The 25,257-nt window shown below is 68.7% G+C and carries 23 protein-coding genes and 1 pseudogene; 16 read left to right on the forward strand and 8 right to left on the reverse strand.

The features are described 5' to 3' along the window. Positions 1-104 precede the first annotated feature (104 nt). Positions 105-1,274, forward strand: a complete 1,170-nt coding sequence (locus tag AB0M14_RS14670; protein ID WP_364994102.1) for a kinase — start codon at positions 105-107, stop codon at positions 1,272-1,274. A gap of 43 nt (positions 1,275-1,317) precedes the next feature. Here the strand turns inward: AB0M14_RS14670 and AB0M14_RS14675 are convergent, their stop codons facing one another. Then, a complete protein-coding gene (locus AB0M14_RS14675; protein ID WP_364995793.1) occupies positions 1,318-2,940 on the reverse strand; it encodes an alkaline phosphatase D family protein in 1,623 nt (540 codons plus the stop codon). A gap of 409 nt (positions 2,941-3,349) precedes the next feature. On the opposite strand from AB0M14_RS14675, the gene AB0M14_RS14680 reads away from it, so the two are divergent. The 3 genes from AB0M14_RS14680 (at position 3,350) to AB0M14_RS14690 (ending at position 6,255) form a co-directional block, all read left to right on the forward strand. Then, positions 3,350-4,702, forward strand: coding sequence for a replication-associated recombination protein A (locus tag AB0M14_RS14680; RefSeq protein WP_364994106.1), 1,353 nt, complete (start codon positions 3,350-3,352; stop codon positions 4,700-4,702). A gap of 115 nt (positions 4,703-4,817) precedes the next feature. Next, the gene (locus AB0M14_RS14685; RefSeq protein ID WP_364995796.1) at positions 4,818-5,384 is read left to right on the forward strand and encodes a Uma2 family endonuclease; all 567 of its coding nucleotides are present in this window, start codon (positions 4,818-4,820) and stop codon (positions 5,382-5,384) included. A gap of 214 nt (positions 5,385-5,598) precedes the next feature. Further along, positions 5,599-6,255 carry a Uma2 family endonuclease gene (locus tag AB0M14_RS14690; RefSeq protein ID WP_364994109.1) on the forward strand — a complete coding sequence of 219 codons (657 nt, stop codon included), beginning with the start codon at positions 5,599-5,601 and terminating at the stop codon, positions 6,253-6,255. A gap of 1 nt (position 6,256) precedes the next feature. Here AB0M14_RS14690 and AB0M14_RS14695 read toward each other — a convergent pair whose 3' ends face one another. Next, entirely contained in the window at positions 6,257-6,667 is a 411-nt protein-coding gene (locus tag AB0M14_RS14695; protein ID WP_364994112.1) for an ester cyclase, read from the reverse strand. 56 nt (positions 6,668-6,723) lie between these two features. On the opposite strand from AB0M14_RS14695, the gene AB0M14_RS14700 reads away from it, so the two are divergent. The 6 genes from AB0M14_RS14700 (at position 6,724) to AB0M14_RS14725 (ending at position 13,727) form a co-directional block, all read left to right on the forward strand. After that, positions 6,724-7,410, forward strand: a complete 687-nt coding sequence (locus AB0M14_RS14700) for a helix-turn-helix domain-containing protein (RefSeq protein WP_364994115.1) — start codon at positions 6,724-6,726, stop codon at positions 7,408-7,410. A gap of 11 nt (positions 7,411-7,421) precedes the next feature. Beyond that, on the forward strand, positions 7,422-10,088 hold the full coding sequence (gene alaS, locus AB0M14_RS14705; protein WP_364994117.1) for an alanine--tRNA ligase: 2,667 nt from the start codon (positions 7,422-7,424) through the stop codon (positions 10,086-10,088). After that, positions 10,088-10,654 carry a Holliday junction resolvase RuvX gene (gene ruvX, locus AB0M14_RS14710; RefSeq protein WP_364994120.1) on the forward strand — a complete coding sequence of 189 codons (567 nt, stop codon included), beginning with the start codon at positions 10,088-10,090 and terminating at the stop codon, positions 10,652-10,654. Before alaS ends, ruvX begins: the two co-directional genes overlap by 1 nt. Next, positions 10,651-12,219, forward strand: coding sequence for an endolytic transglycosylase MltG (locus AB0M14_RS14715; RefSeq protein ID WP_364994122.1), 1,569 nt, complete (start codon positions 10,651-10,653; stop codon positions 12,217-12,219). The genes ruvX and AB0M14_RS14715 overlap by 4 nt, the downstream gene beginning before the upstream one ends. Continuing rightward, positions 12,209-13,021, forward strand: a complete 813-nt coding sequence (locus tag AB0M14_RS14720; RefSeq protein ID WP_364994125.1) for a shikimate dehydrogenase — start codon at positions 12,209-12,211, stop codon at positions 13,019-13,021. The genes AB0M14_RS14715 and AB0M14_RS14720 overlap by 11 nt, the downstream gene beginning before the upstream one ends. Positions 13,022-13,259: 238 nt before the next feature. Next, positions 13,260-13,727, forward strand: coding sequence for a B-4DMT family transporter (locus AB0M14_RS14725; RefSeq protein ID WP_364994129.1), 468 nt, complete (start codon positions 13,260-13,262; stop codon positions 13,725-13,727). 95 nt (positions 13,728-13,822) lie between these two features. Here the strand turns inward: AB0M14_RS14725 and aroB are convergent, their stop codons facing one another. From aroB to AB0M14_RS14745, 4 genes and pseudogenes are all read right to left on the reverse strand, one after another. Next, positions 13,823-14,944 carry a 3-dehydroquinate synthase gene (gene aroB, locus AB0M14_RS14730; RefSeq protein ID WP_364994132.1) on the reverse strand — a complete coding sequence of 374 codons (1,122 nt, stop codon included), beginning with the start codon at positions 14,942-14,944 and terminating at the stop codon, positions 13,823-13,825. Positions 14,945-15,636: 692 nt separating this feature from the next. After that, a pseudogene (locus AB0M14_RS14735) lies at positions 15,637-16,155 on the reverse strand (shikimate kinase); the annotation flags it as partial. Then, positions 16,152-17,345: a chorismate synthase gene (aroC, locus tag AB0M14_RS14740; RefSeq protein WP_364994136.1), complete on the reverse strand. Its 1,194-nt coding sequence runs from the start codon at positions 17,343-17,345 to the stop codon at positions 16,152-16,154. The pseudogene AB0M14_RS14735 and the gene aroC, both read right to left, overlap by 4 nt. Before the next feature lie 134 nt (positions 17,346-17,479). Continuing rightward, positions 17,480-17,935 (reverse strand): prepilin peptidase, encoded by a 456-nt coding sequence (locus AB0M14_RS14745; protein ID WP_364994139.1) that lies wholly within the window; start codon positions 17,933-17,935, stop codon positions 17,480-17,482. Positions 17,936-18,118: 183 nt separating this feature from the next. Here AB0M14_RS14745 and AB0M14_RS14750 point away from each other — a divergent pair, with 183 nt between their 5' ends. Genes AB0M14_RS14750 through nusB form a run of 3 tightly spaced genes read left to right on the forward strand, consistent with a single transcriptional unit; the run spans position 18,119 to position 20,372 of the window. Then, entirely contained in the window at positions 18,119-19,246 is a 1,128-nt protein-coding gene (locus tag AB0M14_RS14750) for a Xaa-Pro peptidase family protein (protein ID WP_364994141.1), read from the forward strand. Positions 19,247-19,286: 40 nt separating this feature from the next. Next, positions 19,287-19,850, forward strand: coding sequence for an elongation factor P (gene efp, locus AB0M14_RS14755; protein WP_364994144.1), 564 nt, complete (start codon positions 19,287-19,289; stop codon positions 19,848-19,850). 18 nt (positions 19,851-19,868) lie between these two features. Then, positions 19,869-20,372 carry a transcription antitermination factor NusB gene (nusB, locus tag AB0M14_RS14760; protein WP_364994147.1) on the forward strand — a complete coding sequence of 168 codons (504 nt, stop codon included), beginning with the start codon at positions 19,869-19,871 and terminating at the stop codon, positions 20,370-20,372. 9 nt (positions 20,373-20,381) lie between these two features. Here nusB and AB0M14_RS14765 read toward each other — a convergent pair whose 3' ends face one another. Further along, positions 20,382-21,311 carry a hypothetical protein gene (locus AB0M14_RS14765; RefSeq protein WP_364994149.1) on the reverse strand — a complete coding sequence of 310 codons (930 nt, stop codon included), beginning with the start codon at positions 21,309-21,311 and terminating at the stop codon, positions 20,382-20,384. A 235-nt stretch (positions 21,312-21,546) separates the two neighbouring features. On the opposite strand from AB0M14_RS14765, the gene AB0M14_RS14770 reads away from it, so the two are divergent. Genes AB0M14_RS14770 through AB0M14_RS14780 form a run of 3 tightly spaced genes read left to right on the forward strand, consistent with a single transcriptional unit; the run spans position 21,547 to position 23,971 of the window. Beyond that, entirely contained in the window at positions 21,547-22,437 is an 891-nt protein-coding gene (locus AB0M14_RS14770) for a hypothetical protein (RefSeq protein WP_364994152.1), read from the forward strand. Beyond that, complete coding sequence (locus AB0M14_RS14775) at positions 22,437-23,117, forward strand: hypothetical protein (protein ID WP_364994154.1); 681 nt, start codon at positions 22,437-22,439, stop codon at positions 23,115-23,117. Before AB0M14_RS14770 ends, AB0M14_RS14775 begins: the two co-directional genes overlap by 1 nt. Continuing rightward, a complete protein-coding gene (locus AB0M14_RS14780) occupies positions 23,096-23,971 on the forward strand; it encodes an inositol monophosphatase family protein (RefSeq protein WP_364994157.1) in 876 nt (291 codons plus the stop codon). Before AB0M14_RS14775 ends, AB0M14_RS14780 begins: the two co-directional genes overlap by 22 nt. On the opposite strand, the gene AB0M14_RS14785 is transcribed toward AB0M14_RS14780, so the two are convergent. Further along, positions 23,968-25,218, reverse strand: a complete 1,251-nt coding sequence (locus AB0M14_RS14785; protein WP_364994159.1) for an SLC13 family permease — start codon at positions 25,216-25,218, stop codon at positions 23,968-23,970. The genes AB0M14_RS14780 and AB0M14_RS14785 overlap by 4 nt on opposite strands. Positions 25,219-25,257 lie beyond the last annotated feature (39 nt).

Consider the following 25,257-nt stretch of genomic DNA (forward strand, 5'->3'; position numbering starts at 1 on the left):
AGACAGCGCAGCCCCGGCAACCACGACACAGACACGCCGAGCGACGCGGAAAGGTTGTGTAACCGCTCGCTAGAAGTGACCCCATGCGAGTAGCTTGAGAGGCGATGACCGCACTATTGGCCGAACGCGCCGCCGAAGTCGTGTCCGCAGCACAGCAATTGCTCACAAAGCGAATGGGTGCTCCGGTGAAGCTGAGCGATCCGATGGAACTCAGCGGTAGTGGTAGGACGACGGTTCTACGTGTGCGCGTTTCAGAGAACGCTTTCTCGTTGCCCCGCACCCTCATCATCAAGCAGGTCCGCGGCAACGCCGAAGAACGCCGCACCGGCGGGCTCGCCCCGGGCGTCGTCAGCATCGATTCGGCATTCCTACGGGAAGCCGTCTCCTACCAGTTCACCACCGCCCTGTCGCGCGACCAGCGCCCCGGCGCCTACCTCATCGCGCACAGCCTCCCGGACCGGCTGCTGATCCTGAGCGACCTCGGCGAGAACTCGCTGCTGACCCAGCAGTTGCAGTCCGGCGCCGAACCGGCCACCCGCAACGCGCTGATGGCGTTCGCGCAGGCGCTGGGCCGGATGCACGCGGCAACCGTCGGGCGCGAACCCGACTTCGTGGCGCTGCTGCGCCGCGTGGACGTGATGCACCGGGTCGACGGCATCGCCCAGCAGGCCGAGACCGCGATCGCCGAGGTGCCCGGGATGCTGCAGCGCGAACTCGGCATCGAGGTGCCCGGCGAGATCGCCGAGCTGATCGTGCGCGGTAACCGGCTGTTCTCCGCGGGCCGGTTCCGCGCGTTCAGCCCGTCGGACCTGTGCCCCGACAACGTCATTCTCAACGAGGAGGGCGCACGCTTCCTCGACTACGAGTGGGGCGGATTCCGGGACGCCACCCTCGACATCGCCTACGCGCTGGTGTCCTTCCCGGGCTGCCTGTGCGATTTCGAACTCGCCCGCGATCGCGCCCGGCAGATGGTGGAGGCGTGGCGTTCCGAGGTCGTCGGCGTGTGGCCGGCCCTCGCCGACGACACCGTCCTCGCCGAACGGATCCTCGAAGCCCGGCTGATCTGGGTGTGGCTGAGCACCTACTGGTTCCTGCCCGCCGACCACGCGCGGATCGCCGCGGCCCGCGAGCACGGCCTGTCGGTGCCGCGCTCGGAGGCGCTGATCAACCGCTGGGCCGCCCTCGCGGAGGACGCGCGGTGCACCGGGGACGACATCATCGGCGACTTCGCCGACGAGGTGTCGGCGATGCTCGAAGAACGCTGGTCCGAGTAGCCCTCTCGCCCCGGCCGGAAAGCCGGCCGGGGTGACAGCGTGATCAGACGACCGGACTCGTCCGCGGCTCGATCCGCCCGCCTGAGCGCACCGCGAAGGAAGCGCCGTGGCGGACAGGAGTATTCGGGTCCTCGACGTTCAGGACATAGAACCAGTCCATTTGGGTCTGGTCGGCGGTGACCTCGAGGACGCCGTAGCCGTGGGACTCCAGTTCCACGTAGCGCAGGTGGTGGTTGACGCCCTTGATGGTTTCCTCGATCGGCACGGCGGTCGTGCGCGGGGCGGCCTTCAGGAGCTCGCCGATGCTGGAGGAGGTGACCGACGGGACGACGAATTCCGCGCCGACGGTCGGGCCGGCGGGGTAGTTGGCGGCCTCCAGCGGCAGGTCGGCTGCCCAGGAGGAGTGGATGTCGCCGGTCAGGAAGACCACGTCGGAGACCTGGTTGCCGCTCAGCGTGCTGAACAGGGTGCGGCGGTCGGCCGCGTAGCCGTCCCACTGGTCCGCGTTCGCCGGGACGCCGGACTGTGGGACGCCCAGGGCGTCGGTGAACGCCTTGCTCTGCGCCGGATCCAGCGGCGGGAACACCAGCGGCGCGACCATCACGGAATTGCCGATCAGCTTCCAGCGCACCGGCGCGGACGCCAAACCGGCGGTGAGCCAATCCATTTGGGTCTTGCCGGTGATGGTGCGCGCGGGGTTGTCGACGTTGCGCCAGCCCGCGCCGGGGGTGACCTCTTCGTCGCGGTAGCTGCGCAGGTCCAGCATGGACAGTTCGGCCAGGGTGCCGAAGCGCAGGCGGCGGTAGATCTGCACCTCGTCGCCGGAACCCTTGGCGCGCACCGGCATCCACTCCAGATACGCCTGGGCGGAGGCGGCGCGGCGGGCCGGCCACGGGCCGTTCACGGCCGGATCGTGGTGGTTGGAGCCGCCGGACCAGGAGTTGTCGGCGGACTCGTGGTCGTCCCAGGTGCAGATGAAGGGCAGCAGCGCGTGCAGGGCGGCCAGGTCCGGGTCGGTCTTGTACTGCGCGTGCCGGATCCGGTAGTCGGCCAGGGTGACGATCTCGTTGACCGGATCGTGCCCGCGGACCGCGCCCGCCCGGCCACCGTACTTGCCGCGGCCGTACTCGTAGATGTAGTCGCCGAGATGAATGATCGCGTCCAGGTCGCCGCGGGCGGCGAGGTGACGGTAGGCGCTGAAGTAGCCGGCTTCCCAGTTGGAGCACGACACCACGCCGAAGCGCAGCCGGTCGGGAGTGTCGGCGTCGGCCGGGGCGGTGCTGGTGCGGCCGACGGGCGAGGTCTCGCCGAGCGCGGTGAACCGGTAGTAGTAGACCCGGCCCGGGGCCAGGCCGGTGACGTCGACTTTCACGGTGTGATCGGAATCGCTTGTGGCCGTGACGGTTCCGGACGCGGCGAGCGATCCGAACGCTTCGTCGGCGGCCACCTCCCAGCGCACCGAGGCGGCCGCGCCGACACCGGAGCCCGGCATTGCTTCCTCGGACACGGTGACACGGGACCAGATGATCACGCCGGCCGGTAGCGGATCGCCCGAGGCGACGCCGTGCCGGAACACCGCGCCCGCAGCCCGCGCGGGGCCGGCCGCTAGCAGCGTCGTCGTGGCGGCAGCGACCGCGCTGCCCTTGAGGAGAGTTCGCCGACCGATCGATCCCGGCGCAGCAGAATCTGAAACAACCGTGTTTTCAGCCACGACTATTGATTTCAGTCGATCGCCGGGCGCTAGGCAAGTCGAAACGCCCATCCTGCTGGTCGGATGTCCAGTTATGGGGGAGTATTCGCCCCGAGTTCACCTGCGCCGACCCCGCAGGCTTAGCGCCATTTGCTGTGTCAGCGCAGGCGGCGAGTCGTCGGTGGCACGGCAATGCCCCTGACCGGCAGCGACTCGGCCACGAGAACCCCATCCTGGACATAGTGGGCAGAGCTGAGCCGGGCGCGGTTGTCGACGGGGCACGCGGGTCTGGCGTCAGGCGAGCGGACGTGTCGGAGGTGCCCGGTACCGTCGCCCTCATGACCGAGCGCATCTTCTATCCGTGTGCCCCGAGCGAGGTGCGGGCATGACCGATGGACTGTTCGACGTACCCGGGCAGGCCGCGGGGGAGTCGGATGGGCGGGGCCGGGTCGAGTTCCGCGGTGCGGGCGATTCGGTGCCGCTCGCGGTGCGCATGCGCCCGGCGTCGCTGGAAGAGGTTGTCGGGCAGCAGCATCTGCTCGGGCCGGGGTCGCCGCTGCGCCGGTTGGTGGAGGGGTCGGGTGCGGCCTCGGTGCTGCTGTACGGTCCGCCGGGGACTGGGAAGACCACGCTGGCGTCGCTGATCTCGCAGGCCACCGGCCGCCGGTTCGAAGCGCTGTCGGCGCTGTCGGCGGGTGTGAAGGAGGTGCGCGCGGTCATCGACCTGGCCCGTCGCCGGCTGACCGTCGGCGAGCAGACCGTCCTGTTCATCGACGAGGTGCATCGCTTCTCCAAGACGCAGCAGGACGCGTTGCTCGCGGCAGTCGAGAACCGCATCGTGCTGCTGGTCGGCGCGACCACGGAGAACCCCTCGTTCTCGGTGGTCTCGCCGCTGTTGTCGCGATCGTTGGTGCTGCAACTCCAATCGCTCACCGATGCCGACATCCGGCAGGTCATGCAGCGCGCCATCGACGATCCGCGCGGCTTCGGCGGCGAGTACACCGTGACCGAAGCGGCCCTCGATCACATCGTCCGGATCGCGGGCGGCGACGCCCGCCGCGCCCTGACCGCCCTGGAAGCCTCGGCCGAATCCTCCCTCGACGGCACCGTCGACGTCGACCTGGTCGAAGCCAGCGTCGACAAGGCGGCGGTCCGCTACGACCGCTCCGGCGACCAGCACTACGACGTGGTCAGCGCGTTCATCAAATCCATCCGCGGCTCCGATGTCGACGCGGCCCTGCACTATCTGGCCCGGATGATGAGCGCCGGCGAGGATCCGCGCTTCATCGCCCGCCGTCTGGTCATCTCCGCGAGCGAGGACATCGGCATGGCCGACCCGACCGCGCTGCAATCCGCGGTGGCGGCGGCCCAGGTGGTGCAGCTGATCGGCATGCCCGAGGCGCAGCTCACCCTGACCCACGCCACCATCCATCTGGCCACCGCCCCGAAGTCCGGGGCGGTCCCGGCCGCGCTGGGCGCGGCCATGTCCGACATCTCCGCGGGCAAAGCCGGTCTGGTTCCCCCGCACCTGCGCGACGGCCACTACGCGGGGGCGGCCAAGCTCGGCAACGCCCAGGGCTACAAATACCCGCACGATGACCCGGACGGCGTTCTCGCTCAGCAATACCCCCCTGACGACCTGGTAGGCCGCGACTACTACACCCCCACCGACCACGGTAACGAGCGTGAAATCGGCCCCCGCGTCCAGAAACTCCGCCGCATCGTCCGGGGGAAGTGAAAGTCGTCCTGTGCGGCCGATAATCGAGAGAAGGATGTCGGACCCTCGGCGTATGGTGGCCCCATCGTTGCTCTACCGGCCAGCCGAGTAGAACGGGAGGACCTGGGTGTCGGCGATGGCGGATCGACCACAGATGCTAGTCACCGAGTTCGAAGAGCTCGCCAAGCATTCCGGCGAGACGGTTTCACTGGAGTTTCTGTACGGGAAGCTGGGGGTGAAGGCTGTGCCGGATGGGGATCATGACCAGACGTTTCGTTGGATCATGCTGCAGATCCTGCGGCAGCGACCCGATCTCTGGCTTTTTCCGGAACGCGGCCTGAAAGTTCAGGGCTATCGAGATGGTCGGGCGCGCACCGATGGAGTCTTGGCCCCAGGCGAGTCGTTTGTCGGTGAAGGAGAGTGGGCCGACCCGGAACCTGCACTCATGGTCCTCGAAATAACCTCGTACGACTCCGACACCGATCGACGTGACCGAGTGGAGAAGCCGCGAGCGTATGCCGAAGCGGGGATTCCTTGCTATCTCCTGGTCGACCGCGACAGCGGTGTGGTCGTGGTGTTCAGCGACCCGAAGAACGGCGTCTATGCCACGAATGCGCGCAAGCCGTTCGGTCAGGTCATCGAGCTCGGCGATCCGGTCAACGTCACCCTCGAAACCGAACGCTTCAAAGAATGGGTCCGCTGAGCTGTAAAGCCGGTCCGATCGATTACCACATCACACCCGGATAACGTTCCGGCCCAACGGTATCCACGCGTCGCACCGGCGCGCGGATCGGCCCGCCCGGCAGCGGCGAAATCGCGGGTGCGGAATGGTTGCCGGGCGTAGGGTCGACCCAGCGTGGTATCCAACGCCCGACCGCAGGAGGTGCTGGGTGACAGTTCGGCCGGACCGACCGCAGATGTCGGAATCAGATTTCTCCACCCTCGCCGAGCACGCACCCGCCGCCGTCCAGCTCGAATTCCGGTCCGGGAAGCTGGGTGTGCAGGCCGGTGCGGGCGGCCCGCAGTTACTGATCGAGGAGTTCGAGGAGCTGGCCCGGCACGCGCCCGCCGCGGTTGCGCTGGAATTCCTGGACGGTGCGCTGGGTGCGAAGGTGGCCCCGGACCGAACCTGTGTGGAGATCCGCCGTTCGATTACCCAGCAGATCCTGCGACAGCGCCCGGAACTCCGGCTCTATCCCGCCCTCGACCTAAAAGTACAAGCCGATCGAGAAGGCCGGGTCCGTGCCGACGGCGCGCTGGCGCTCGACGGCTCCTTCGGCCGCCGCACCGGCTGGGCCGAACCCGACGAGGTCCTCCTGGTCCTCGAGATCACCACCTGCGAAACCGCCACCGACCAGCGCGCCCGCACCCGCAAAACCCAGGCCTACGCCGAAGCCGAAATCCCCCTCTACGTCCTCGTCGACCGCGCGGTCCACGGCGTCTTCATCTTCAGCCACCCGCTCAAAGGCTGGTACGCCCAAACCGCCCGCACCGAGTTCGGCCACACCATGGAATTGCCGGACCCGGTCGGCGTGGTCCTGGAAACCGAACCGTTCCGGTTCGGCGCCGCCTGACCTATGCGGTGAGCTGGGCGGCGATGGAAGCGCCGTCCAGCCAGACGTTCTCGCGCGCGATCTTGCCGTCCTGGAACTCGAACACGTGCAGGACGCGGAATTCGATGTGCCGGTTGTTGCCCGGGATGCCGAGCATCGCACCGGTCACCGTGCCCTGCATCAGATTCTCGATGACGCAGGCGTCGTCGGCGTAGTAGGTGTGCAAGCGCTTCTCGCCTTCGGTGCGGAAGTCGGTGACCAGCTGCCGGTAGAAGTCCAGCGCAGCGGGGATGCCGCGGACCGGCCCGCCGGGGAAGCCGACCACGTCGTGCTCCACGTCTTGGGTGTAGTTGGCCACCGCGCCTGCCGGGTCGCCGTTGCCCTCGGCACGCAGGTGGTCCTCGACCAGATTTTCCATCTCGGCGGGTGTCATCGGTTTCTCCTTCGCCCCGGCCGTGCAATTTTATGAGACTTGATTATCATAAAGCTATGAGTGTCTCGAAACAAGAAACTTCTCTCATGAAGGGCCGGGTCCGGCAGAAACAGCGGACCCGGCAGGCGCTCATCGACGCCGCCCGCGAGCTTGCGCGCCAAGGACGGGCACTCACCATCGCCGAGGTTGCCGAGGCCGCCCAGGTTTCGCCGGCGACGGCTTATCGCTACTTCTCCCGGCCGGAGGAGTTGATGCGGGAGATCGCGATCGCGCCCTCGGCGCAGATCTCCGATGATCTGCCGCATGACCCGGCCGAGCGGATCGCCGTCGTCATCGATCGGCTGATGTCGATGCAGTTCGGCGATGAGGCGCTGTGGCGGGCGATCGCGCTTGCCGCGCAGGAGCGCTGGTTCCGCCAGTTGAGTGAGGGCGGCGAGGATCCGGCGCCGGTGCGCGGGCAGCGGCGACTGGAGGTCACGCGCGCCGCGCTCGCACCGCTGGCGGGTGTCCTGGAACCCGCCGAGCTGCATCGGCTCACCATGGCGATCATGCAGGTCTACGGATTGGAGGCGATGATAAGCGCGTTCGACGCGTGCGGCATGGAGGCCGGGGAAGCACGCGCGGTGATGCAGTGGTCGGCGCGGACGTTGTTGCGGGGTGCGCTCGCTGAGGCGGGCGTCGAGCCGGTCGATGGCGCCGGACCAGGACTGGGCCGTGAAAAACGGGATGCGCCGTCCCGGTAGGCTGATTACCTGTGCAGACCCACGAGATCCGACGGCGATTCCTGGAACATTTCGTCCGTGCCGGCCACACCGAGGTGCCCAGTGCCCCGCTGAGCCTGGACGACCCGACCCTGCTCTTCGTGAACGCGGGCATGGTTCAGTTCAAGCCGTATTTCCTGGGTCAAGAGGCAGCGCCGTATCCGCGAGCTACCAGTGTGCAGAAGTGCGTGCGCACCGGTGACATCGAAGAGGTCGGCGTCACCACCCGGCACAACACGTTCTTCCAGATGGCCGGCAACTTCTCCTTCGGCGACTACTTCAAGGAAGGCGCGATCACCCTCGCGTGGGAGTTGCTGACCAAGTCGCAGGAAGACGGCGGCTACGGCTTCGACCCGGAGCGGCTGTGGGTCACCGCCTACGAGTCCGACCCCGAGGCCGCCGAACTGTGGAGCAAGAAGATCGGCATCCCCGCCGAGCGAATCCAGTTCCGTGACGGCCGCGACAACTACTGGGACATGGGCGTGCCCGGCCCCGGCGGCCCGTGCTCGGAGATCTACTTCGACCGCGGCCCCGCCCACGGCAAGGACGGCGGCCCGGTCGCCGACGAGGACCGGTACCTGGAGATCTGGAACCTGGTCTTCATGCAGGACATCCGCGGCGAGCAGAGCCCCAAGTACGGGCACCCGCCGATCGGTTCGCTGCCGAAGAAGAACATCGACACCGGCATGGGCGTCGAACGCGTCGCGATGCTGCTGCAGGGCGTGGAGAACGTCTACGAGACCGACCTGCTGCGACCGATCATCGCCAAGGCCGAGGAACTCACCGGCAGCTCCTACGGCGTCGACGCCGAGGGCGATCGTCGCTTCCGCGTCATCGCCGACCACGCCCGCAGCGGCGCGATGCTGATCGCCGACGGCATCAACCCCGGCAACGACGGCCGTGGTTACGTGCTGCGCCGCCTGCTGCGTCGCATCGTGCGCTCGGCCCGCCTGCTCGGTGCGGACAAGCCGGTGATCGGCGGGTTCATGCAGACTGTCAGCGATCTCATGGCCCCGTCCTACCCGGAACTCGGCACCGACTTCGAGCGCATCAAGAACGTCGCCGTCGCCGAGGAGGCCGCGTTCCTCAAGACCCTCAACACCGGCTCGAAGCTGTTCTCCGACGCCGTCGACGAGGTGGCGGCCAAGGGCAGCAAGACGATTCCCGGTTCGGCGGCCTTCAAGCTGCACGACACCTACGGCTTCCCGATCGAGCTGACCCTCGAAATGGCTTCCGAGGCCGGGCTTTCGGTGGACGAGGACGGCTTCCGCTCGCTGATGGCCGAGCAGGTCGCGATGGCCAAGGCCGACGCGCAGGCGCGCAAGCACGGCCACGCCGACCTGTCCATCTACAAGGAACTTGTCGATCGCGGCGCCACCGAGTTCACCGGTTTCGACGAATTGACCTCCGAGGCGAAGGTGCTCGCGCTCATCGCCGACGGCGTGCGCGTCCCGGTCGCCACCGCCGGGCAGGACGTCGAGGTCATCCTGGACCGCAGCCCGCTGTATGCCGAGTCCGGCGGCCAGATCGCCGACCGCGGCTCGATCACCGGCACCGGCCTGAAGCTGACCGTCAACGACGTGCAGAAGATCGCCAAGAAGCTGTGGGTGCACAAGACCACGGTCGAGCAGGGTCAGATCACCGAGGGCGATGTCGTTCTCGCACAAGCGGATCCGGCCTGGCGCCGGGGCGCCACCCAGGGCCACTCCGGCACCCACATGGTGCACGCGGCGCTGCGGCAGATCCTCGGCCCGAACGCGGTGCAGGCCGGTTCCATGAACAAGCCGGGCTACCTGCGCTTCGACTTCAACTGGACCGGTCAGCTCTCCGAGAGCCAGAAGTCCGATATCGAAGCCGTCTCCAATGACGCTGTGGGCGCGGACTTCCCGGTGAACACCTTCGTCACCGACCTGACCCGGGCCAAGGAGATGGGCGCGATGGCGCTCTTCGGCGAGAACTACGGCGACGAGGTGCGCGTCGTGGAGATCGGCGGCCCGTTCTCGATGGAACTCTGCGGTGGTACCCACGTGCAGCATTCCTCGCAGATCGGCCCGATCACGCTGCTCGGCGAGTCGGCCATCGGTTCGGGCAAGCGTCGCGTGGAAGCCTTTGTCGGCCTGGACTCCTACAAGTACCTGGCCAAGGAGCGCGCGCTGCTCGCCGGTGTCGCCTCCTCGCTGAAAGTGCCCTCCGAGGAGGTGCCCGCTCGCGTCGAGCAGCTGGTCGAGCGGCTCAAGGTCGCCGAGAAGGAACTCGAGCGGTCCAAGATGGCCGCCGTGTTGTCCTCGGTGTCGGCCTTCGTCGAGCAGGCCGAGCGGATCGGCGGCGTGCTGCTGGTCGCGGTGGCCGCGCCCGAAGGCGTCGGCGCCGCCGACCTGCGGACCCTGGCCACCGATATCCGTGGCCGCTTCGGCACCGATCCCGCCATCGTGGTGCTGCTCGGCAATGCCGACGGCAAGGTGCCGTTCGTGGTGACCGTGAACAAGCCCGCCCAGGATCTCGGCTTCAAGGCCGGTGACCTGGTCGGCGCCTTCGGCCCCAGCATCGCCGGGCGCGGTGGCGGCAAGCCGGAGATGGCGCAGGGCGCCGGTTCGGACCCCTCGGGCATCGCGACCGGTCTAACCGCGGTTCGGGCCAGGGTGGCCGAACTGGCCTCCTGATGGACGACTCCGACAGTTCGAGTTCAGACCTGCCCCAGGGCGGTCACCGGCCGGATCCGGCGACCGACCCCGGGCGGGGCCGGCGCATCGCGATCGACGTGGGCAGCGTCCGCATCGGCGTGGCGTCAAGTGACCCTGACGGCATTCTCGCGACGCCCGTCGAGACCGTGCCGCGCGCGAAATCCGGTGCGCGCGGCGGAGGTCCGGCAGCCGACATCGCGAGGATTGCCGAAATTGTGCGCGAGTACGAGGCCGTGGAGGTTATTGTCGGCCTGCCCCGAACATTGCGCGGGGAGAAAGGTACTGCCGCGGGATTGGCCATTGCGTTCGCCAGGCGTTTGCAGGCCAGTGTTGCCCCCGTGCCGATCCGGCTTTCCGACGAACGTTTGACTACGGTGTCAGCTGCACGTGCATTGCGGGACAGTGGAGTACGCACGCGTGGCCAGCGCCAAGTAATCGATCAGGCGGCGGCCGTGTCGATCCTGCAAGGATGGTTGGACGAACGGAGTGCGGTGTTGAGGTCGGGCGAAGAGGTACGTGGTGCGTCGTCGGAGGGCGATGCATGACGGATCGATGGGCGCGGGCCGAAGAACGTTTCCGGCAGCGCGAGGCTGATCGGCGCTACCGGCGTGACGACCGGGCGTGGGCGAACGAGCCCCGCGGGCGCGCGGCAACCGGATCGAACCCCGACGCCTGGGACGACTACGACGACGACACCACCGTCATCCCGCGCTACACCGACGACGAACCGTTCTACGAGGGCCCGGCGCTCTACGACCCGGCCAAGGACGCCGACTACGACGGTTACGACGCCGCAGGCGATTTCGAGGCCGACTTCGACGACGAGCCCGAGGCGCCGGAACCCCCGAAGCGGGGCAAGGCGGTGCGCACGAACTCCCGTGCCACCAAGCGGGGCAAGCCCGACCGCCCCTCGAAGTCGCCGCGCAACCGGCGTTCCCGCGCGGCCTCGCGCAAGGCCGCCGAGCGCAAGCGCCGCCGCCGCAATCTGTGGGTCATCGCGGGCGTCTTCATCATCCTGTTCGCCGGCGCCGCCGGATTCGCGGTGAAGAAGTTCGCCGAATCCTTCGGGCCCCCGGCCGATTACGCGGGTCCGGGCGGCCCGCTGGTGGTGGTGCAGGTGCACCCCGGCGACACCTCCACCCAGATCGCGGACACCATGCTGGAGAAGGACGTGGTGAAGAGCAGCTCCGCGTTCTTCCAAGCGGCCATGCGGAATTCGAACATGACCTCGGTGCAGCCGGGTTACTACGCCATCCCCAGCCAGATCCCGGCCGCGCAGGCGGTGACCACGCTCGTCGGCAAGGGGTCGCGGGTCGGCAATCTGGTTGTCGCGGAAGGCAAGCTGCTGCACGACCAGCACGAGGTGGGCACCGAGGAACGCGCGGAAGGCCTCTACACCAAGATCGCCGCGGCCAGCTGTGTCGGCACGGGATCTCAGCAGAAGTGCGCCAGCGCCGATCAGCTGGCCGCCGCCGGTTCGAGCACCGACCTGGCCGGGCTGGGCGTGCCCGCGTGGGCGATGAACGAGGTCCGCGCGGCCCCCGACCGCAGCCGGCAACTGGACGGCCTGATCGCCGCGGGCACTTGGGATTTCGATCCGAGCGGTACTCCGCAGCAGATTCTGCGGCAGCTGATCACGCAGAGCGCGGCGAGCTACGAGTCGACCGGTCTGCTGCAGTCCGGCGCGGAAACCAAGCTCAGCCCGTATCAGACGCTGATCGCGGCGTCCATGGTCGAGCGGGAGGCCAAGCCGCAGGACATGGGCAAGGTCGCGCGGGTGATCGTGAACCGGCTGGCGATCGACCAGCCGTTGCAGTTCGACTCCACGGTGAACTACTCCCTCGACAAGACCGAGGTCGCCACCACCGACGCGGACCGCGCCGCGAAAACCCCGTGGAACACCTACGCGATGCCCGGCCTGCCGGCCAACCCCATCGCCGCGCCGTCGCTGAACGCGTTGCGCGCCATGGAGAATCCCGAACCCGGTAACTGGCTGTACTTCGTCACCATCGACAAAAAGGGCACGACGCTGTTCACCGAGAGCTACGCCGAACACCTGCGCAACATCAAGAAGGCGCAGGACAGCGGAATTCTGGACAGTGGGCGCTGAGGTGCGCAAAGCCGCGGTCCTGGGTAAGCCGATCTCGCATTCCCGCTCTCCGCAGCTGCATCTGGCCGCCTACCGCGCGCTGGGTCTGCCGTGGACCTATGAGCGCATCGAATGCTCGGCCGAGCAGTTGCCGGGGTTGGTGGACGGGCTCGGCCCGGAATGGGTCGGGCTCTCGGTCACCATGCCGGGCAAGGAAGCGGCACTGGCCTACGCGTCCGAGCGCACCGAGCGCGCGGTGCTGGTCGGCTCGGCGAACACCTTGCTGCACACCGAAAACGGCTGGCGCGCCGACTGCACCGATGTCGACGGCGTGCTCGGCGCGCTGCGCGGCGGGGGAGTCGGCGCGATCACCGAGGCGGTCGTGCTCGGCGCGGGCGGCACCGCCCGCCCGGCATTGCTCGCACTCTCCGAGCTCGGAGCGAAATCGGTGACGGTGCTGGCCCGCGACGCCGGAAGAGCCCGCAGCGCACTCGATCTCGCCGAACGCCTCGGCCTGACCGCCACCGTCGTCGGATTCGACCCCGACGCGGTCCGCACGGCATGCACCACCGCCGGGGCCGTAGTCAGCACCATCCCGTCCGAAGCGGCAGCACTCGTCGCCGACTCGGTCGCCGTAGCCCCCGTGGTCCTCGACGCCATCTACAACCCCTGGCCGACTCCACTGGCCGAGGCAGTCGAGCGCGCGGGTCACACCGTGGTCAGCGGCCTGCAAATGCTACTGAACCAGGCCTACGGCCAGGTTGAGCAATTCACCGGCCAGCCGGCCCCGCGCGCGGAAATGGCCGCGGCCTTGACTGCCTGAGCAGCGGGCTGCTTCGCAACTGCCTGGCGGAGGGTCCGCATTCAAGATCATCGAGAGCTGGTGGCAAGTCTGCACTGCCGATGCCGCTGTTGGTTCCGGATGATCTTCGACCCCGGCCGGGTTCGGGAGTTGCGACGGGGTCGGGGTCGGGGGTGCTGACGTGGTGCTATGGATGGTCGGAAATTTCTGGTACCGGTTCTAGTTAGGTTTCTTCTAGCTGCGGGTTATGGTGTTGGCCATGACTGGTTGGGTTATGCGGGCCGTGCTGCTCGGGGGGCTGGTGGTGGCCATGCGCACCCTGCTCGGGTTCGCGATGGTGTACTGGCCGACGCAAGGCTCGTGGATGCGGATGCTGTGCCTGGCGGTGCTGATCGGCGTTGTTGTGGCGTGGGGCGTGCTCGACGGGCGCAAGGATCGCGAGGTGCACCCCGATCCGGAGCACGGTTCGGATCTGACGATTCTGTGGTTGAAGGCGGCGGTGGCCGGCGGGCTCGGCATGGGGCTGGTGTCCTGGCTGCTGGACTTCCTGCCGCGGTTCGACCTCGGTGACAACCCGATTCTGTTCGAGATGACGGCGGCGGCGTCGTTCATCGTGCTGCTGATCTTCCTGCCCGCGCTGACCGGTGTCGGTCTCGGGCGGATGATGGCCGAGCGGCGTTTCGAGAAGGCGCGCACGCCGCGGGAGCCCGCGGGCACCGCGGTCTGATTCGCGGAATTGGACGCAAATACGCCACGGCACTCGGTCGACGAATGCCGTGGCGTCTTTGTTGTGCTGGGTGTTCGGGCGAGAGCCGTGGGCTCCTACAGCAGGATCGCGCCGCCTGACGGGGTTTCCTCCCGGGCGATAGCCGAGTAGGCGGCCGCCAGTAGCGTCGGGTCCGGGCCCTCCAGACGACCCGGCTTGGCCAGGCCGTCGAGCACCACGAAGCGCAGGACGCCGGAGCGGGTCTTCTTGTCGGTCTGCATGGCGTCGAGCAGCTGCGGGAGGGCGTCGGCGTCGTAAGTGGTCGGCAGACCGACGCTTTCGAGGACCGTGCGATGCCGGTCGGCGGTCGCGTCGTCCAGGCGACCGGCCAGGCGGCCCAGTTCGGCGGCGAACACCAGGCCCACCGACACCGCGGCGCCGTGCCGCCAGCGGTAGCGCTCGCGGCGCTCGATGGCGTGACCCAGAGTGTGGCCGTAGTTCAGAATCTCGCGCAGGCTGGATTCCTTGAGGTCGGCGGCGACCACATCGGCCTTGACCTGAACGGCGCGGCGGATCAGCTCCGGCAGCACGTCACCGGTCGGGTCGAGTGCGGCCGCGGGGTCGCGTTCCACCAGGTCCAGGATGACCGGGTCGGCGATGAAACCGGCCTTGAGGATCTCGGCCATGCCCGCGACGATCTCGTTGCGCGGCACCGTTTCCAGCGTCGCCAGGTCCACCAGGACCGCGGTGGGCTCGTGGAAGCAGCCGACCAGGTTCTTGCCCGCCTCGGTGTTGATGCCGGTCTTGCCGCCGACGGCCGCGTCCACCATGGCCAGCAGCGTGGTCGGCACGTGCACGATGTGCACGCCGCGCATCCAGGTGGCGGCCACGAAACCGGCCAGGTCGGTGGCCGCGCCGCCGCCCAGGCTCACGATGACGTCGTTGCGGGTCAGCCCGATCCGGCCGAGCACCTCCCAGCAGAAACCGGCGACCTGCAAATCCTTGCCGGCCTCGGCGTCGGGGATCTCCACGCGGTGCGCGTCGAGCCCGGCCTCGGCCAGCGCCTTGCGCACGGCCTCCGCGGTTTCGGCCAGCGGCGGCTGGTAGAAGATCGCGACGGTGCGCACGCCGTTGGTCGCGCCGGTGACCGACTCGACGAGCTCACCGAGCAACCCGCGCCCGATGATCACCGAATACGGGTCGGCCGTGCGTACCTCGATACGGGTCGGCTCACTCACGTTGTCTGCTCCGATTCTGTTCGTGCCGAAGGGTCCTGGGCTCGCCCGCGGCCGCGGCGAGAACGGCCGCGCCGCGCGCGCCCGCTGGAAGTAGCGTCGTCGCCCGGCTTTCCGGCGGCGCCGACCCCCGCGGACCCGGTCACCGGACTATCGGCCACCGAGTCGTTCGTAGTGCCCGGCACCCGCCGACCCGACCCGGTGTCGGATCCAGCCGGGGTGCCCGCGGAGTCGGCGCGGGTGGGCGCATCGGCGGTGCGGCGAATCGACCGGGCGCCTGCGGAGTCGGCGCGGTTGGGTGCGCCTGCCGCGCGGCTGGCGCGCCGTGGGCGGCGGCCTGTCCGGCGCTCGGGTTCCGTGCCGGCGCCCGTGGATTCGCTGCTGGGTGGAACCTGTCCGGAGGTCGCGGGGGCAGGAGGGGCCGCGTTGTCGGGCGACGCACTGTTCGGTCCGGTGGCGGTTCGCCTGCTGCGGCGGCGTCCGCGGGCCCGGCGCTTGGGGGCGCTGCTGGTCTCGGCTCCGGATTCCGTGGCGGGACTGGGCGTTTCGGCGGTTTCCGGGGTATCGGCGGTGCGCCGGGCGGCGGCTGCGCGGGCCCGAGCCCGGCGGCGGGAGCGGGATCGGCTGTTGCCCGAGGGTGCGGGCGCGGTGGGGGTTTCGGTGGCGAGGGGGTCCGGGGTCGAGGGTTCGACGCCGAGTTTCGCCAGGATCATGCGCACGACGCGCCCGGGGCTGCGGCCGTCGGTGCGGACTCGGATCGAGGCGACCTCGCGGTAGAGCGGGCGGCGCTTGCGCATCAGTTCGCGGTACTTGGCGCCTGGGTCGGCGCCGTTGAGCAGCGGGCGCTGGCTGCTCGCGCCGGTGCGGCGCAGGCCTTCGGCGACACTGATTTCCAGGTACACCACGGTGCGGCCGCGCAGCAGGGCGCGGGTGTCGGCGGAGAGCACCGAGCCGCCGCCGAGCGACACCACACCGCGTTCGTTGAGGATGGCGCGGCGGACCACGCGCTCCTCGATCGCACGGAACTCGGGTTCACCATCGGTGGCGAAGATTTCCGGGATGGTGCGGCCGGTGTCGGACTCGATACCGGCATCGGTGTCGAACAGCTCGACACCGAGTTCCTTGGCGAGCTTGCGGCCGATCGTTGACTTTCCCGCTCCGGGCGGCCCGACCAGCACCACGCGCGGGGCGCGTGGATCGGTCTGGACAATCATTGCGGAATGTGCGGCCGAGAGCTGATCCGCTTGAGGTAGCTGTTGATGTTGTCGACAGTCTCGACCAGCGAATCTCCGCCGAACTTCTCCAGTGCGGCCTGGGCCACGACCAGCGCCACCATGGCCTCGGCGACCACGCCGGCGGCCGGCACGGCGCAGACATCGGAGCGCTGGTGGATGGCGACGGCTTCCTCGCCGGTGGTCATGTCGACAGTGGACAGCGCCCGCGGCACGGTGGAGATCGGCTTCATCGCGGCGCGCACGCGCAGCGGTTCACCGTTGGTCATGCCGCCTTCCAGGCCGCCGGCGCGGTTGGTGGAGCGCAGCACGCCGTCGGGGCCGGGCTTCATCTCGTCGTGCGCCTGGCTGCCGCGCCGGCGCGCGGTCTCGAAACCATCGCCCACCTCGACGCCCTTGATGGCCTGAATGCCCATGAGCGCGGCGGCCAGTCGCGAGTCCAGGCGGTCCGCGCCGCTGATGAACGAGCCGAGGCCGACCGGCAGGCCTTCCACGACCACCTCGACCACGCCGCCGAGGGTATCGCCGTCCTTCTTGGCGGCTTCGATCTCGGCGATCATGGCGGCTTCGGCGTCCTTGTCGAACGCGCGGACCGGGCTCTCGTCGATCGCGGCCAGGTCGGCGGCGGTCGGGACGACACCGGTGGTGTTGGCGGCGGCGCCGATCGACACCACGTGCGAGACGACCTCGACGCCGAACGCCTGGCGCAGGAAGTTGCGCGCCACGGTGCCCGCGGCGACGCGCGCCGCGGTCTCGCGGGCGCTGGCGCGTTCGAGCACGTTGCGGGCATCGTCGAAGTTGTACTTGAGCATGCCGGAGTAGTCGGCGTGCCCGGGCCGCGGCCGGGTGAGCGGCGCGTTGCGGGCCAGGTCGGCCAGCTCGGCCGGATCCACCGGGTCCGCGGACATGACGGTGGTCCACTTGGGCCACTCGGAGTTGGCGACCTCGATGGCGACCGGCCCGCCCATGGTGCGGCCGTGGCGGACGCCGCCGACCAGGGTGACCTTGTCGGCCTCGAACTTCATCCGGGCGCCGCGCCCGTAGCCGAGTCGCCGGCGCGCCAGCTGTGCGGAAACCTCGTCGGACGTCACTTCGACACCCGCGACCATCCCCTCGAGGATGGTGACGAGAGCGGGACCATGGGATTCTCCGGCAGTTATCCAGCGCAACACGCCTTATATCCTTTCATGCTGGTACCCGAGGCTCGGAATCTGGTCGATTGTGATTGCGGGCACGTGCCTGGCCGGCCGGTCGGGCCGGGTGCACAGAGGTCATCGCGGCGCGGGCCCGATTGCGCAACGGCGGCTCAGGGTGGCGCCGCGGCCAAGGCGAACAGGGTGGCGGCACACATCGCGGGTCCGTGCGGCACCGGACGCGGGCCCGCCGTCGCGGCTCCGCGGCGAATTCTGTTGGCGCACAACGCGGTGATCCCGAGGCCCGCGGTCAGCGCCGGCGCCGCGACCGCCGCCCACACCCACGCCTGCGCGCCTCCGATTCCGGCCGCCGCGCCCAGCCCGGCCGCCAGCTTCACATCACCCGCGCCCAGCGCGTCCGGCCGCACCAGGTGCACCAGCAGATAGGGCCCGGCCAGCAACAGCGCCCCGGCCACCGCCGCGCTGAATTGCGTTGTCAGCAGGGCATACCCGAGCACGCCCAGCACCAGCAGGCCGGTGAGCGCGTTGGGCAGCCGCCGCTGCCGCAGATCCCACCCACTCAGCACCGCACACCATCCTGTGAGCACCGCGAACGCCAGGATTTCCATGTCCGCCAGCCTGGTCCGCACCGCACCGGACCACCACCTCGGATCCGGATCTGGGGATAACTCTCCCGGATGTGAACATCGCGTCTCCCGCCGGAGCACAGACCGGCAACGAAGCGATGCCAGCTGATCGCCGGTCTCGTGTTGTGGCTCCGCGATACGGCGTGTCGGCGGTAGTTTGGATCCATGTGTGCTGATCACGCGGGCGCTGGGCCGGACTACGCGGCGCGCCGGAGCGCGTTGCGGAGTCTGTTGATAGAGAACGAGGTCGACGCACTGCTGGTCACCGATCTGGTGAACATCAGGTACCTCACCGGTTTCACCGGATCCAACGCCGCACTGCTGGTGCACGCGTGGGAGATGCGCAATGCCGAGGAGCGCACGGTGATCGGCACCGACGGCCGCTACCGCGACCAGGTCGCCCAGCAGGTCCCCGACCTGCGCGCCGAGATCGCCCGCGCCACTGCCCGCCGCATCATGGAACTGGCGGGGGAATGGCAGGTCGGACGGGTCGGCTACGAAAGCCACATCGTCACCGTCGATCAGCATCGCGGATTCGCGGAGCAGAAGACGGGCCTGGAACTGGTCCCGATCGCCGGGCTGGTCGAGCAGTTGCGCATGGTCAAGGACGACTTCGAGGTGGCTCAGCTGCGCGCGGCCTGCGCCGCGGGCGACGCCGCCCTGGCGACCATCCTGGAGCGCGGGGCGCTGCGCCCCGGCCGCACCGAACGACAGGTCGCCCGAGACCTGGAATGGGCCATGTACGAGGAGGGCGCGGAGGCGATCGCGTTCAAGACCATCGTCGCCGCGGGCGCCAACTCCGCCATTCCGCATCACCGCCCGACCGAGGCGATCCTGAAGCCGGGCGACTTCGTCAAGATCGACTTCGGGGCCGTCGTCGGCGGCTACCACTCCGATATGACCCGCACCTTCGTCCTGGGCGCCCCCAGCGACTGGCAGCGCGAGGTGTACGCGCTGGTCGAGGAATCGCAGCGGGCCGGGCGCAAGGCGCTGCGCCCCGGCGCCGACGTGGTCGACGTGGACGCGGCCGCACGCGCGGTCATCGAGGCGGCCGGGCACGGCAAGCTGTTCTCGCACGGTCTGGGTCACGGCGTCGGACTGGAAATCCACGAAGCACCGGGAATCATGAAAACCGGAACCGGTACACTTCTCTCCGGCGTGGCGGTGACCGTCGAACCTGGTGTGTACTTTCCCGGCCGCGGCGGAGTCCGGATCGAGGACACGCTCGTGGTGCGCGAAGGGGGCCCGGAGTTGCTCACCAACACCAGCAAAGACCTGACCGTCGTCGAATGACGCCGGCTTGACCTGTGACGAACGAGGAGATCCGAGGACAGTGGCGGACACCAGCGACTTCAAGAACGGCCTTGTGCTGAAGATCGACAACAATCTCCAGCAGATTGTCGAATTCCAGCACGTCAAGCCGGGTAAGGGCCCCGCCTTCGTGCGGACCAAGCTGAAGAACGTGGTGTCGGGCAAGGTCGTCGACAAGACCTTCAACGCCGGCGTCAAGGTGGAGACCGCGACCGTCGATCGTCGCGACATGACCTACCTGTACCACGACGGCTCGGACTACATCTTCATGGATGGCGAGACCTACGACCAGATCCATCTGCAGGAGAACATCGTCGGCAAGGCGGGCGGCTTTCTGATGGAGAACATGGGCGTGCAGATCGCGATGCACGAGGGCGAGGCGCTGTTCATCGAGCTCCCGGTCTCCATCGAGGTGCTGGTCACCCACACCGAGCCGGGCCTGCAGGGCGACCGCTCCAGTGCCGGCACCAAGCCCGCCACCATCGAGACCGGCGCCGAGGTGCAGGTCCCGCTGTTCATCAACCAGGGTGACAAGCTGAAGGTCGACACCCGCGACGGCAGCTACATCAGCCGCGTCAACTCCTGACGCGCGGATAATGTGACTGTGCCTCAGCAGCCGGAAGACAAGAAGTTCAAGAAGCTCGGCGCCCGGCACAAAGCCCGGCGCCGGGCGGTCGATCTGCTCTTCGAAGCGGAGGCCCGCGACGTCGACGTCGCCGACCTGCTGTCCGAGCGGGTCGAGCTGGCCCGCGGCGACCAGGCGGTCGCCCCGGTGCACGCCTATACCCACACGCTGGTCGAAGGCGTCGCCGACGATCTGGACCGGGTGGACGGCACCATCGAGTCCTACCTGCAGGACTGGGCCCTGTCCCGGCTGCCCGCCGTGGACCGCGCCATCCTGCGCATCGCGGTGTGGGAGTTGTTCCACGCCAACGATGTTCCGCCGGTCGTCGCGGTCGACGAGGCCGTCGAACTGGCCAAGGAACTCTCGACCGACGACTCCCCGTCCTTCATCAACGGCGTCCTCGGCCAGGTCGTTCTGGTCGCTCCGCAGGTGCGCGCCGCCGCCGCGGCCACCCGCGCTCCCCGCCCGGACCCCGAAGCGTAGCGGGGCCGGTCAGGCGTACGGGTCCGGCGACCGCAACGCCATGTCGGCGAGCTCGGCCAGCACCGTGTCGTCCCAGGGCGGGGTGGTCAGGTCGAGCACCTCGAAGACCCGCCGGACCTCGGCCGGCGTCGGCACCGTGCTGAGCGAAATTTGTTTGGCGGCTTGCAGATCGACCGCCCGCGCTTGTTTCCAGCTGACGTCGATCTCCTTTTCCAGGCAGTCGTAGGTCGGGGTGTTCCGATAGATGACGGTCGCCGGAAACCCGGGCCCGCGCTGGGTCAGGATGAGCTTGTCCGCCGCCAGTTCATAGCGCAGCAGGGTGTAGGTGGCGGACAGCCGGACCTCGATGTCGAGGCGCGCGTAGTGCTGCTGATGCCAGCAGGCCGCGAGGATCGTCGCGAACAGTTCGCGCTGGGTACCCTCGGCCGTCCATTCGTGCACCGGGCCCGACGGATCGCTCATCGACCGCTGGAAATCGACGAAGCGGGCGCACAGCAGCGCATCGGTCGGATCGAGGATCTCCAGCTGGAAGGACAGCGCCCGATGGCTCGGCCGCGCCATCCGGATGCATTCCGGCAGGGTGACGGCCCGGACATAGGTGGCGGTCGCCCCCTTGAACACCCAGTTCCGGGTCTCCATCCGGACTTCGGCGAGCAGCCGGCTGCAACCCGAGCCGTCGATCACCTGAACGACCTGCTGCTGATTCAGTTCGGCGGCCAGGGCGTCGAGTTTGTCGTGGGTTTCCTTGCGGGTGCTGTCGCTGCGCGCTCGATCACGCAGTAATACCAAAGCGACGACGGCAAGCGTGGCCATCATGGCGTTCTGCAGAATCCGGTCCGAGGTCTCCCCGACAACGTCCAGTCCGACCATGACCAGCGCCAGCGCCAGAGCCGCGAGGACGTCGACATATCGGAAGGTCCACCGAATGATCCGCGTCATCGAGTCCCACCCCTCGTGATCGTGAAGTCACCCGATCGTAGGCGGAATGCCCGGGTTCCGCCGGGGGTGTACGGGAACCGGCGGAACCCGGCGCGGAATTCATGCTGGTTCCTCAACCTTGCTCGAGGTCAAGGGGATTGGATGTGGGGTGGGCCACGCCGGTGACTTCGGCAATACCGGGTGGCAGGGGGTGCGGGGGCACCTATCCTGGTGGGAAACACGGGGAGGGTGGTGCATGGCGCGGTTCCTGACGTGGTTGCGCAATAACGTCGACGGTTTGGTGGCGCTGGTGCTTGCCGTGACCGTGGGCGTGCTCGCGGTCGCCGATGTGCTGGAGACCGAAAAGGTCAACGCGGCAGTGCTTTTGGTGCTCGCGTTGCTCGCGACCACACTGTTGCGGGATCGGCACCTCTCGGCGAAGGCGATGCGGGACGCCTCCTCGGTGCAGATGCTGAACGGGCCCGAGATCGGGCATCAGCACACCCTCGCCCGCCGCGACACCGAGAAGTGGATCTTCAAGGGCGGCACCGGAACTTACATCCGCGCGGTGACCTTGAAGGAGTGCGTGCGCAACGCGCGCCAGGCGCAGCGCAGCCTGCGGGTGCGGCTGGAGATCCTGGACCCGACCAACGAGTTGCTCTGCAAGACCTACGCGGAGTTCCGGGCCTCGGTGGCGCCGGACGCCATCCGCGCGCGCGACCCGTGGACCACCCGGCGGGTCCAGCAGGAATCGTTCGCGACCGTGCTCGCGACGTGCTGGTACAAGCAGCAGTACAGCCCGCTCGATATCGCGGTCGGGTTCTCGTCGGTGATGACCACCTTCCGCTGGGACCTGTCCACCAGCTGCGTCATCATCACCCAGGACAACCCGAACACCCCGGCCATGATGTTCGAGCGGGACAAGCCGTACTACCGGGATTTCAGCCGGGAACTGGACTCGAGCTTCGATCAGGCCAAGAAGGTGCCGCTGGGCAACGCCCGGGACGTCCAGCTGGACGACCCGCCCTCGGTCGAGCAGGTCCGGGCCGTCTTCGACGCCCTCGGCCTGCCGTTGCCCGCGTCTTTCGAGGATCGTGACGTCGCCGACATCGTGCGTCGTGCGTTGAACCCGGAGAACCCATTCTGATGAATCCCTATGCCCGACTACGCCGTTCGTTCGCCTCCGCCGCCGCGGCCCGCGAAGTGGGTAGCTGGGTGCGGGAGTACCTGGGGCCGGTGGCCGCCGGCGCGGCGCTGGTGAAAGTGGTCCGTCATCCGCTCGGCTTCCTCTGTTTCCCGGTCTGGCGGGACGGCGATCTGGGGATCTGCCTGCACGTGTGGGCCGAGGGAATGCGAGCCCAGCCCACCACCTCGCCGATCCACGCGCACAGCTGGGATCTGCTGAGCATCGTGCTCTACGGCGCGGTCGCCAACGACGTCTTCGAGGTGGTCGACGCGCCCGAACGCCCGACACACCGGGTGTTCGAGATCCAGAGCGGCGCCGACGGCGACCTGGTGCGGGCGACCTCGCAGGTCGTCGCCTACCGGCGGCGGTCGCATGAACTTTTCCGGGCAGGTGACGCATATACCCTCCCGCACGGTGTATTCCACGTATCAGAGGTGGGCGGTGCGGCTGCGACGGTGGCTCTGGGCGAGTACCGTCACGGCAAGCCCGATCGATCACTGGGTGGTCTCGCCACCGACGACCACTGGGTGCACCGCATCCCGTGCACCGCGGAGGAAACCCGCCGCGTCGCACAGACCGTACTGGAACAGCTGACCCAGCCAGCTCACTTGGAGGAGCAATGGGACCGAGCAACCTCTTGAACTCGGTACCGGATCTCGTCACGCCGCCGGTCCTCGCGGTGGACGTGGCGATCACGGCGGCCGAGGAGGCAGGCGAGGCGATCCGCGCCGGTCTCGGCGGCGCGCTGGCCATTCGGGCGAAGGGCTCGGCCGGCGACCTGGTCACCGATCTCGATCTGCGCGCCGAAGACATCATCCTCGGCCATCTGCGCCGGGCGTTTCCCGGCCACCGGATCCTGGCCGAGGAAGCCGGCCTGCTGGCCGGCGCCGACGACGCCTGGTGCTGGGTGGTCGACCCGCTCGACGGCACCAACAACATCGCCATCGGCCTGCCGGTATGCACCGTCGGAATCGCCCTGTGCCACTACGGGACTCCGGTGGTCGGCGTAGTGCACGAACCGCTCACCGGGCACACCTGGTCGGCCGTGCGGGGCGGTGGCGCGAGCGGCCCGGACGGCCGGCTGTGGCAGCCGCCGTCGGCGCGCAGCGCGGCCGCGCCGGTACTGGCCTGGTTGCAGGGCTATCCGGTGGGCCGCGCGGATCCGATCGCCCGCGCCATGCGCTTGACGCTGGAGGCGAATTCCCGCCGCCTGATCCAACTCTGGTCGCCGCTGCTGTGCTGGATCATGCTGGCGCGCGGCGATATCGACGGTTTCGTCGGTTACCGCGCGGGCGTGGTCGATTTGCCGGCCGGCAGCCTCATCGCGCGCGAATCCGGCGTCGAGCTCACCGATTTCGGCGGCGCGCCCTTGGACGACACGATCGATCCGCTGGGCGGCGAGGTCGACTTCATCGCGGGCAGCCCGCACATGACCGCGGAACTCGCCCGGTGGGTGAAAGCCGCCGCCGAGGTCGCGGTCACCGGTCTGCGCTAGCTCGTAAGCAGCAGGGCGGCAACGGAACCGGCCGTCGCGAGGATGGCGAGCACCAGCCCGGTGCCCACGAACCGCCCCATCGGCACCCGCACCTTGTGGGTGCGGCAGAACTCCAAACAGAGCAGGGTCGCCAGCGAGGCCCAGGGCGTGACGACCGGACCGACATTGGTCCCGATCAGCAAGGCCAGCAGCTGATCCTGATTCTCGGCCGGTACGACGGCCTCGCCCGCGGTGTACGCGGGCAGATTGTTGGCCACGTTCGACAGGCCCGCGCCCGCCGCGGCGGCCCGGTAGGCGCCTTCGGCGCCGGGATCGGCGCCGATCAGCAGATGCATCAGGTCGGAGAGGCCGTGCCGGCTCAGCGTCGGGACCACCAGGAACAGGCCGACGACGAAGACCAGCAACTGCCAGGGAAACAGCGCGAACTTCAAGGCGCTCCGGTCGAACACCGCGAAGGCGAGCAGCGCGATCAGCGCGGCGATCACCGCCGCCACGCCGATCTGTTCGCCGAGGATCGGGATCGCCACGATGAACAGCAGGCACGCGCCCGCCGTGGTGTACAGCAGCGCCCGTTCGCGGGCATTCTCCAGCCGCACCGGCTCCGGCGGGACGTACCGGTCCGCGTCGCGGTGTCCGCGCCGCCAATAGAACACCCACAGGCACAGCATGGTCGCCGCTATCGAAACCAGCTGCGGCGCCCACATTCTCGCGGCGAAGTCGGTCGCGTGCAGCGCCACCCCCTCGGCGGCGAGCAGGTTCGTCAGGTTCGACACCGGCAGCAGCAGGCTCGCGGTATTCGCCAGCCACAGGGTGAGCATCGCCAGCGGCAGCGGTGGAATCCGCGCGGGCCCGGCCAGGGCCAGCATCACGGGCGTGAGCAGCACCGCGGTGGTATCCAGATTGAGCAGGATCGTGGTGGCCGACGCGAACAGCACGCACAACCCGAACAGCGCCGGATAGTAACCCCGTCCCAGGATCGCGAGCCGATGCGCGATGATGTCGAAAACCTTTGCTTGCCGGGTGAGTTCGGCCAGGATGATGACGGCGCCGAGGAACATCAGCAGCGGCCAGATCCGCCGCATGTTGTCGACGGCCTCGTCCTCGGGCAGTGCGCCGGTGAGCACGCAGAGCAACCCGGCGATCAGCAGCGCGATCCGAACCCAATCCAGTATCGTCAGTCCCCAGTAACGCCGCGTCTGCTCGGCGGGCGGCGTCGTGGACGCGTCGGAATCGACCTGTTCGGGCACTTGTTCATGATCGCATTCGCGGCGGCAATCGGCGCGCAC

Origin of the sequence: Nocardia sp. NPDC051832, from assembly GCF_040681285.1 — a bacterium.
GTDB lineage: Bacteria > Actinomycetota > Actinomycetes > Mycobacteriales > Mycobacteriaceae > Nocardia.

Coding starts and splice junctions, on each gene's coding strand:
- ruvX (WP_364994120.1), top strand. CDS start 10,088: ATGGACGACTCCGACAGTTCGAGTTCAGACCTGCCCCAGGGCGGTCAC.
- AB0M14_RS14700 (WP_364994115.1), top strand. CDS start 6,724: ATGAGTGTCTCGAAACAAGAAACTTCTCTCATGAAGGGCCGGGTCCGG.
- AB0M14_RS14680 (WP_364994106.1), top strand. CDS start 3,350: ATGACCGATGGACTGTTCGACGTACCCGGGCAGGCCGCGGGGGAGTCG.
- AB0M14_RS14750 (WP_364994141.1), top strand. CDS start 18,119: ATGTGTGCTGATCACGCGGGCGCTGGGCCGGACTACGCGGCGCGCCGG.
- AB0M14_RS14745 (WP_364994139.1), bottom strand. CDS start 17,935: ATGGAAATCCTGGCGTTCGCGGTGCTCACAGGATGGTGTGCGGTGCTG.
- AB0M14_RS14670 (WP_364994102.1), top strand. CDS start 105: ATGACCGCACTATTGGCCGAACGCGCCGCCGAAGTCGTGTCCGCAGCA.
- AB0M14_RS14695 (WP_364994112.1), bottom strand. CDS start 6,667: ATGACACCCGCCGAGATGGAAAATCTGGTCGAGGACCACCTGCGTGCC.
- AB0M14_RS14770 (WP_364994152.1), top strand. CDS start 21,547: ATGGCGCGGTTCCTGACGTGGTTGCGCAATAACGTCGACGGTTTGGTG.
- AB0M14_RS14775 (WP_364994154.1), top strand. CDS start 22,437: ATGAATCCCTATGCCCGACTACGCCGTTCGTTCGCCTCCGCCGCCGCG.
- AB0M14_RS14690 (WP_364994109.1), top strand. CDS start 5,599: ATGTCGGAATCAGATTTCTCCACCCTCGCCGAGCACGCACCCGCCGCC.
- AB0M14_RS14715 (WP_364994122.1), top strand. CDS start 10,651: ATGACGGATCGATGGGCGCGGGCCGAAGAACGTTTCCGGCAGCGCGAG.
- AB0M14_RS14780 (WP_364994157.1), top strand. CDS start 23,096: ATGGGACCGAGCAACCTCTTGAACTCGGTACCGGATCTCGTCACGCCG.
- AB0M14_RS14685 (WP_364995796.1), top strand. CDS start 4,818: ATGGCGGATCGACCACAGATGCTAGTCACCGAGTTCGAAGAGCTCGCC.
- AB0M14_RS14765 (WP_364994149.1), bottom strand. CDS start 21,311: ATGACGCGGATCATTCGGTGGACCTTCCGATATGTCGACGTCCTCGCG.
- AB0M14_RS14725 (WP_364994129.1), top strand. CDS start 13,260: ATGACTGGTTGGGTTATGCGGGCCGTGCTGCTCGGGGGGCTGGTGGTG.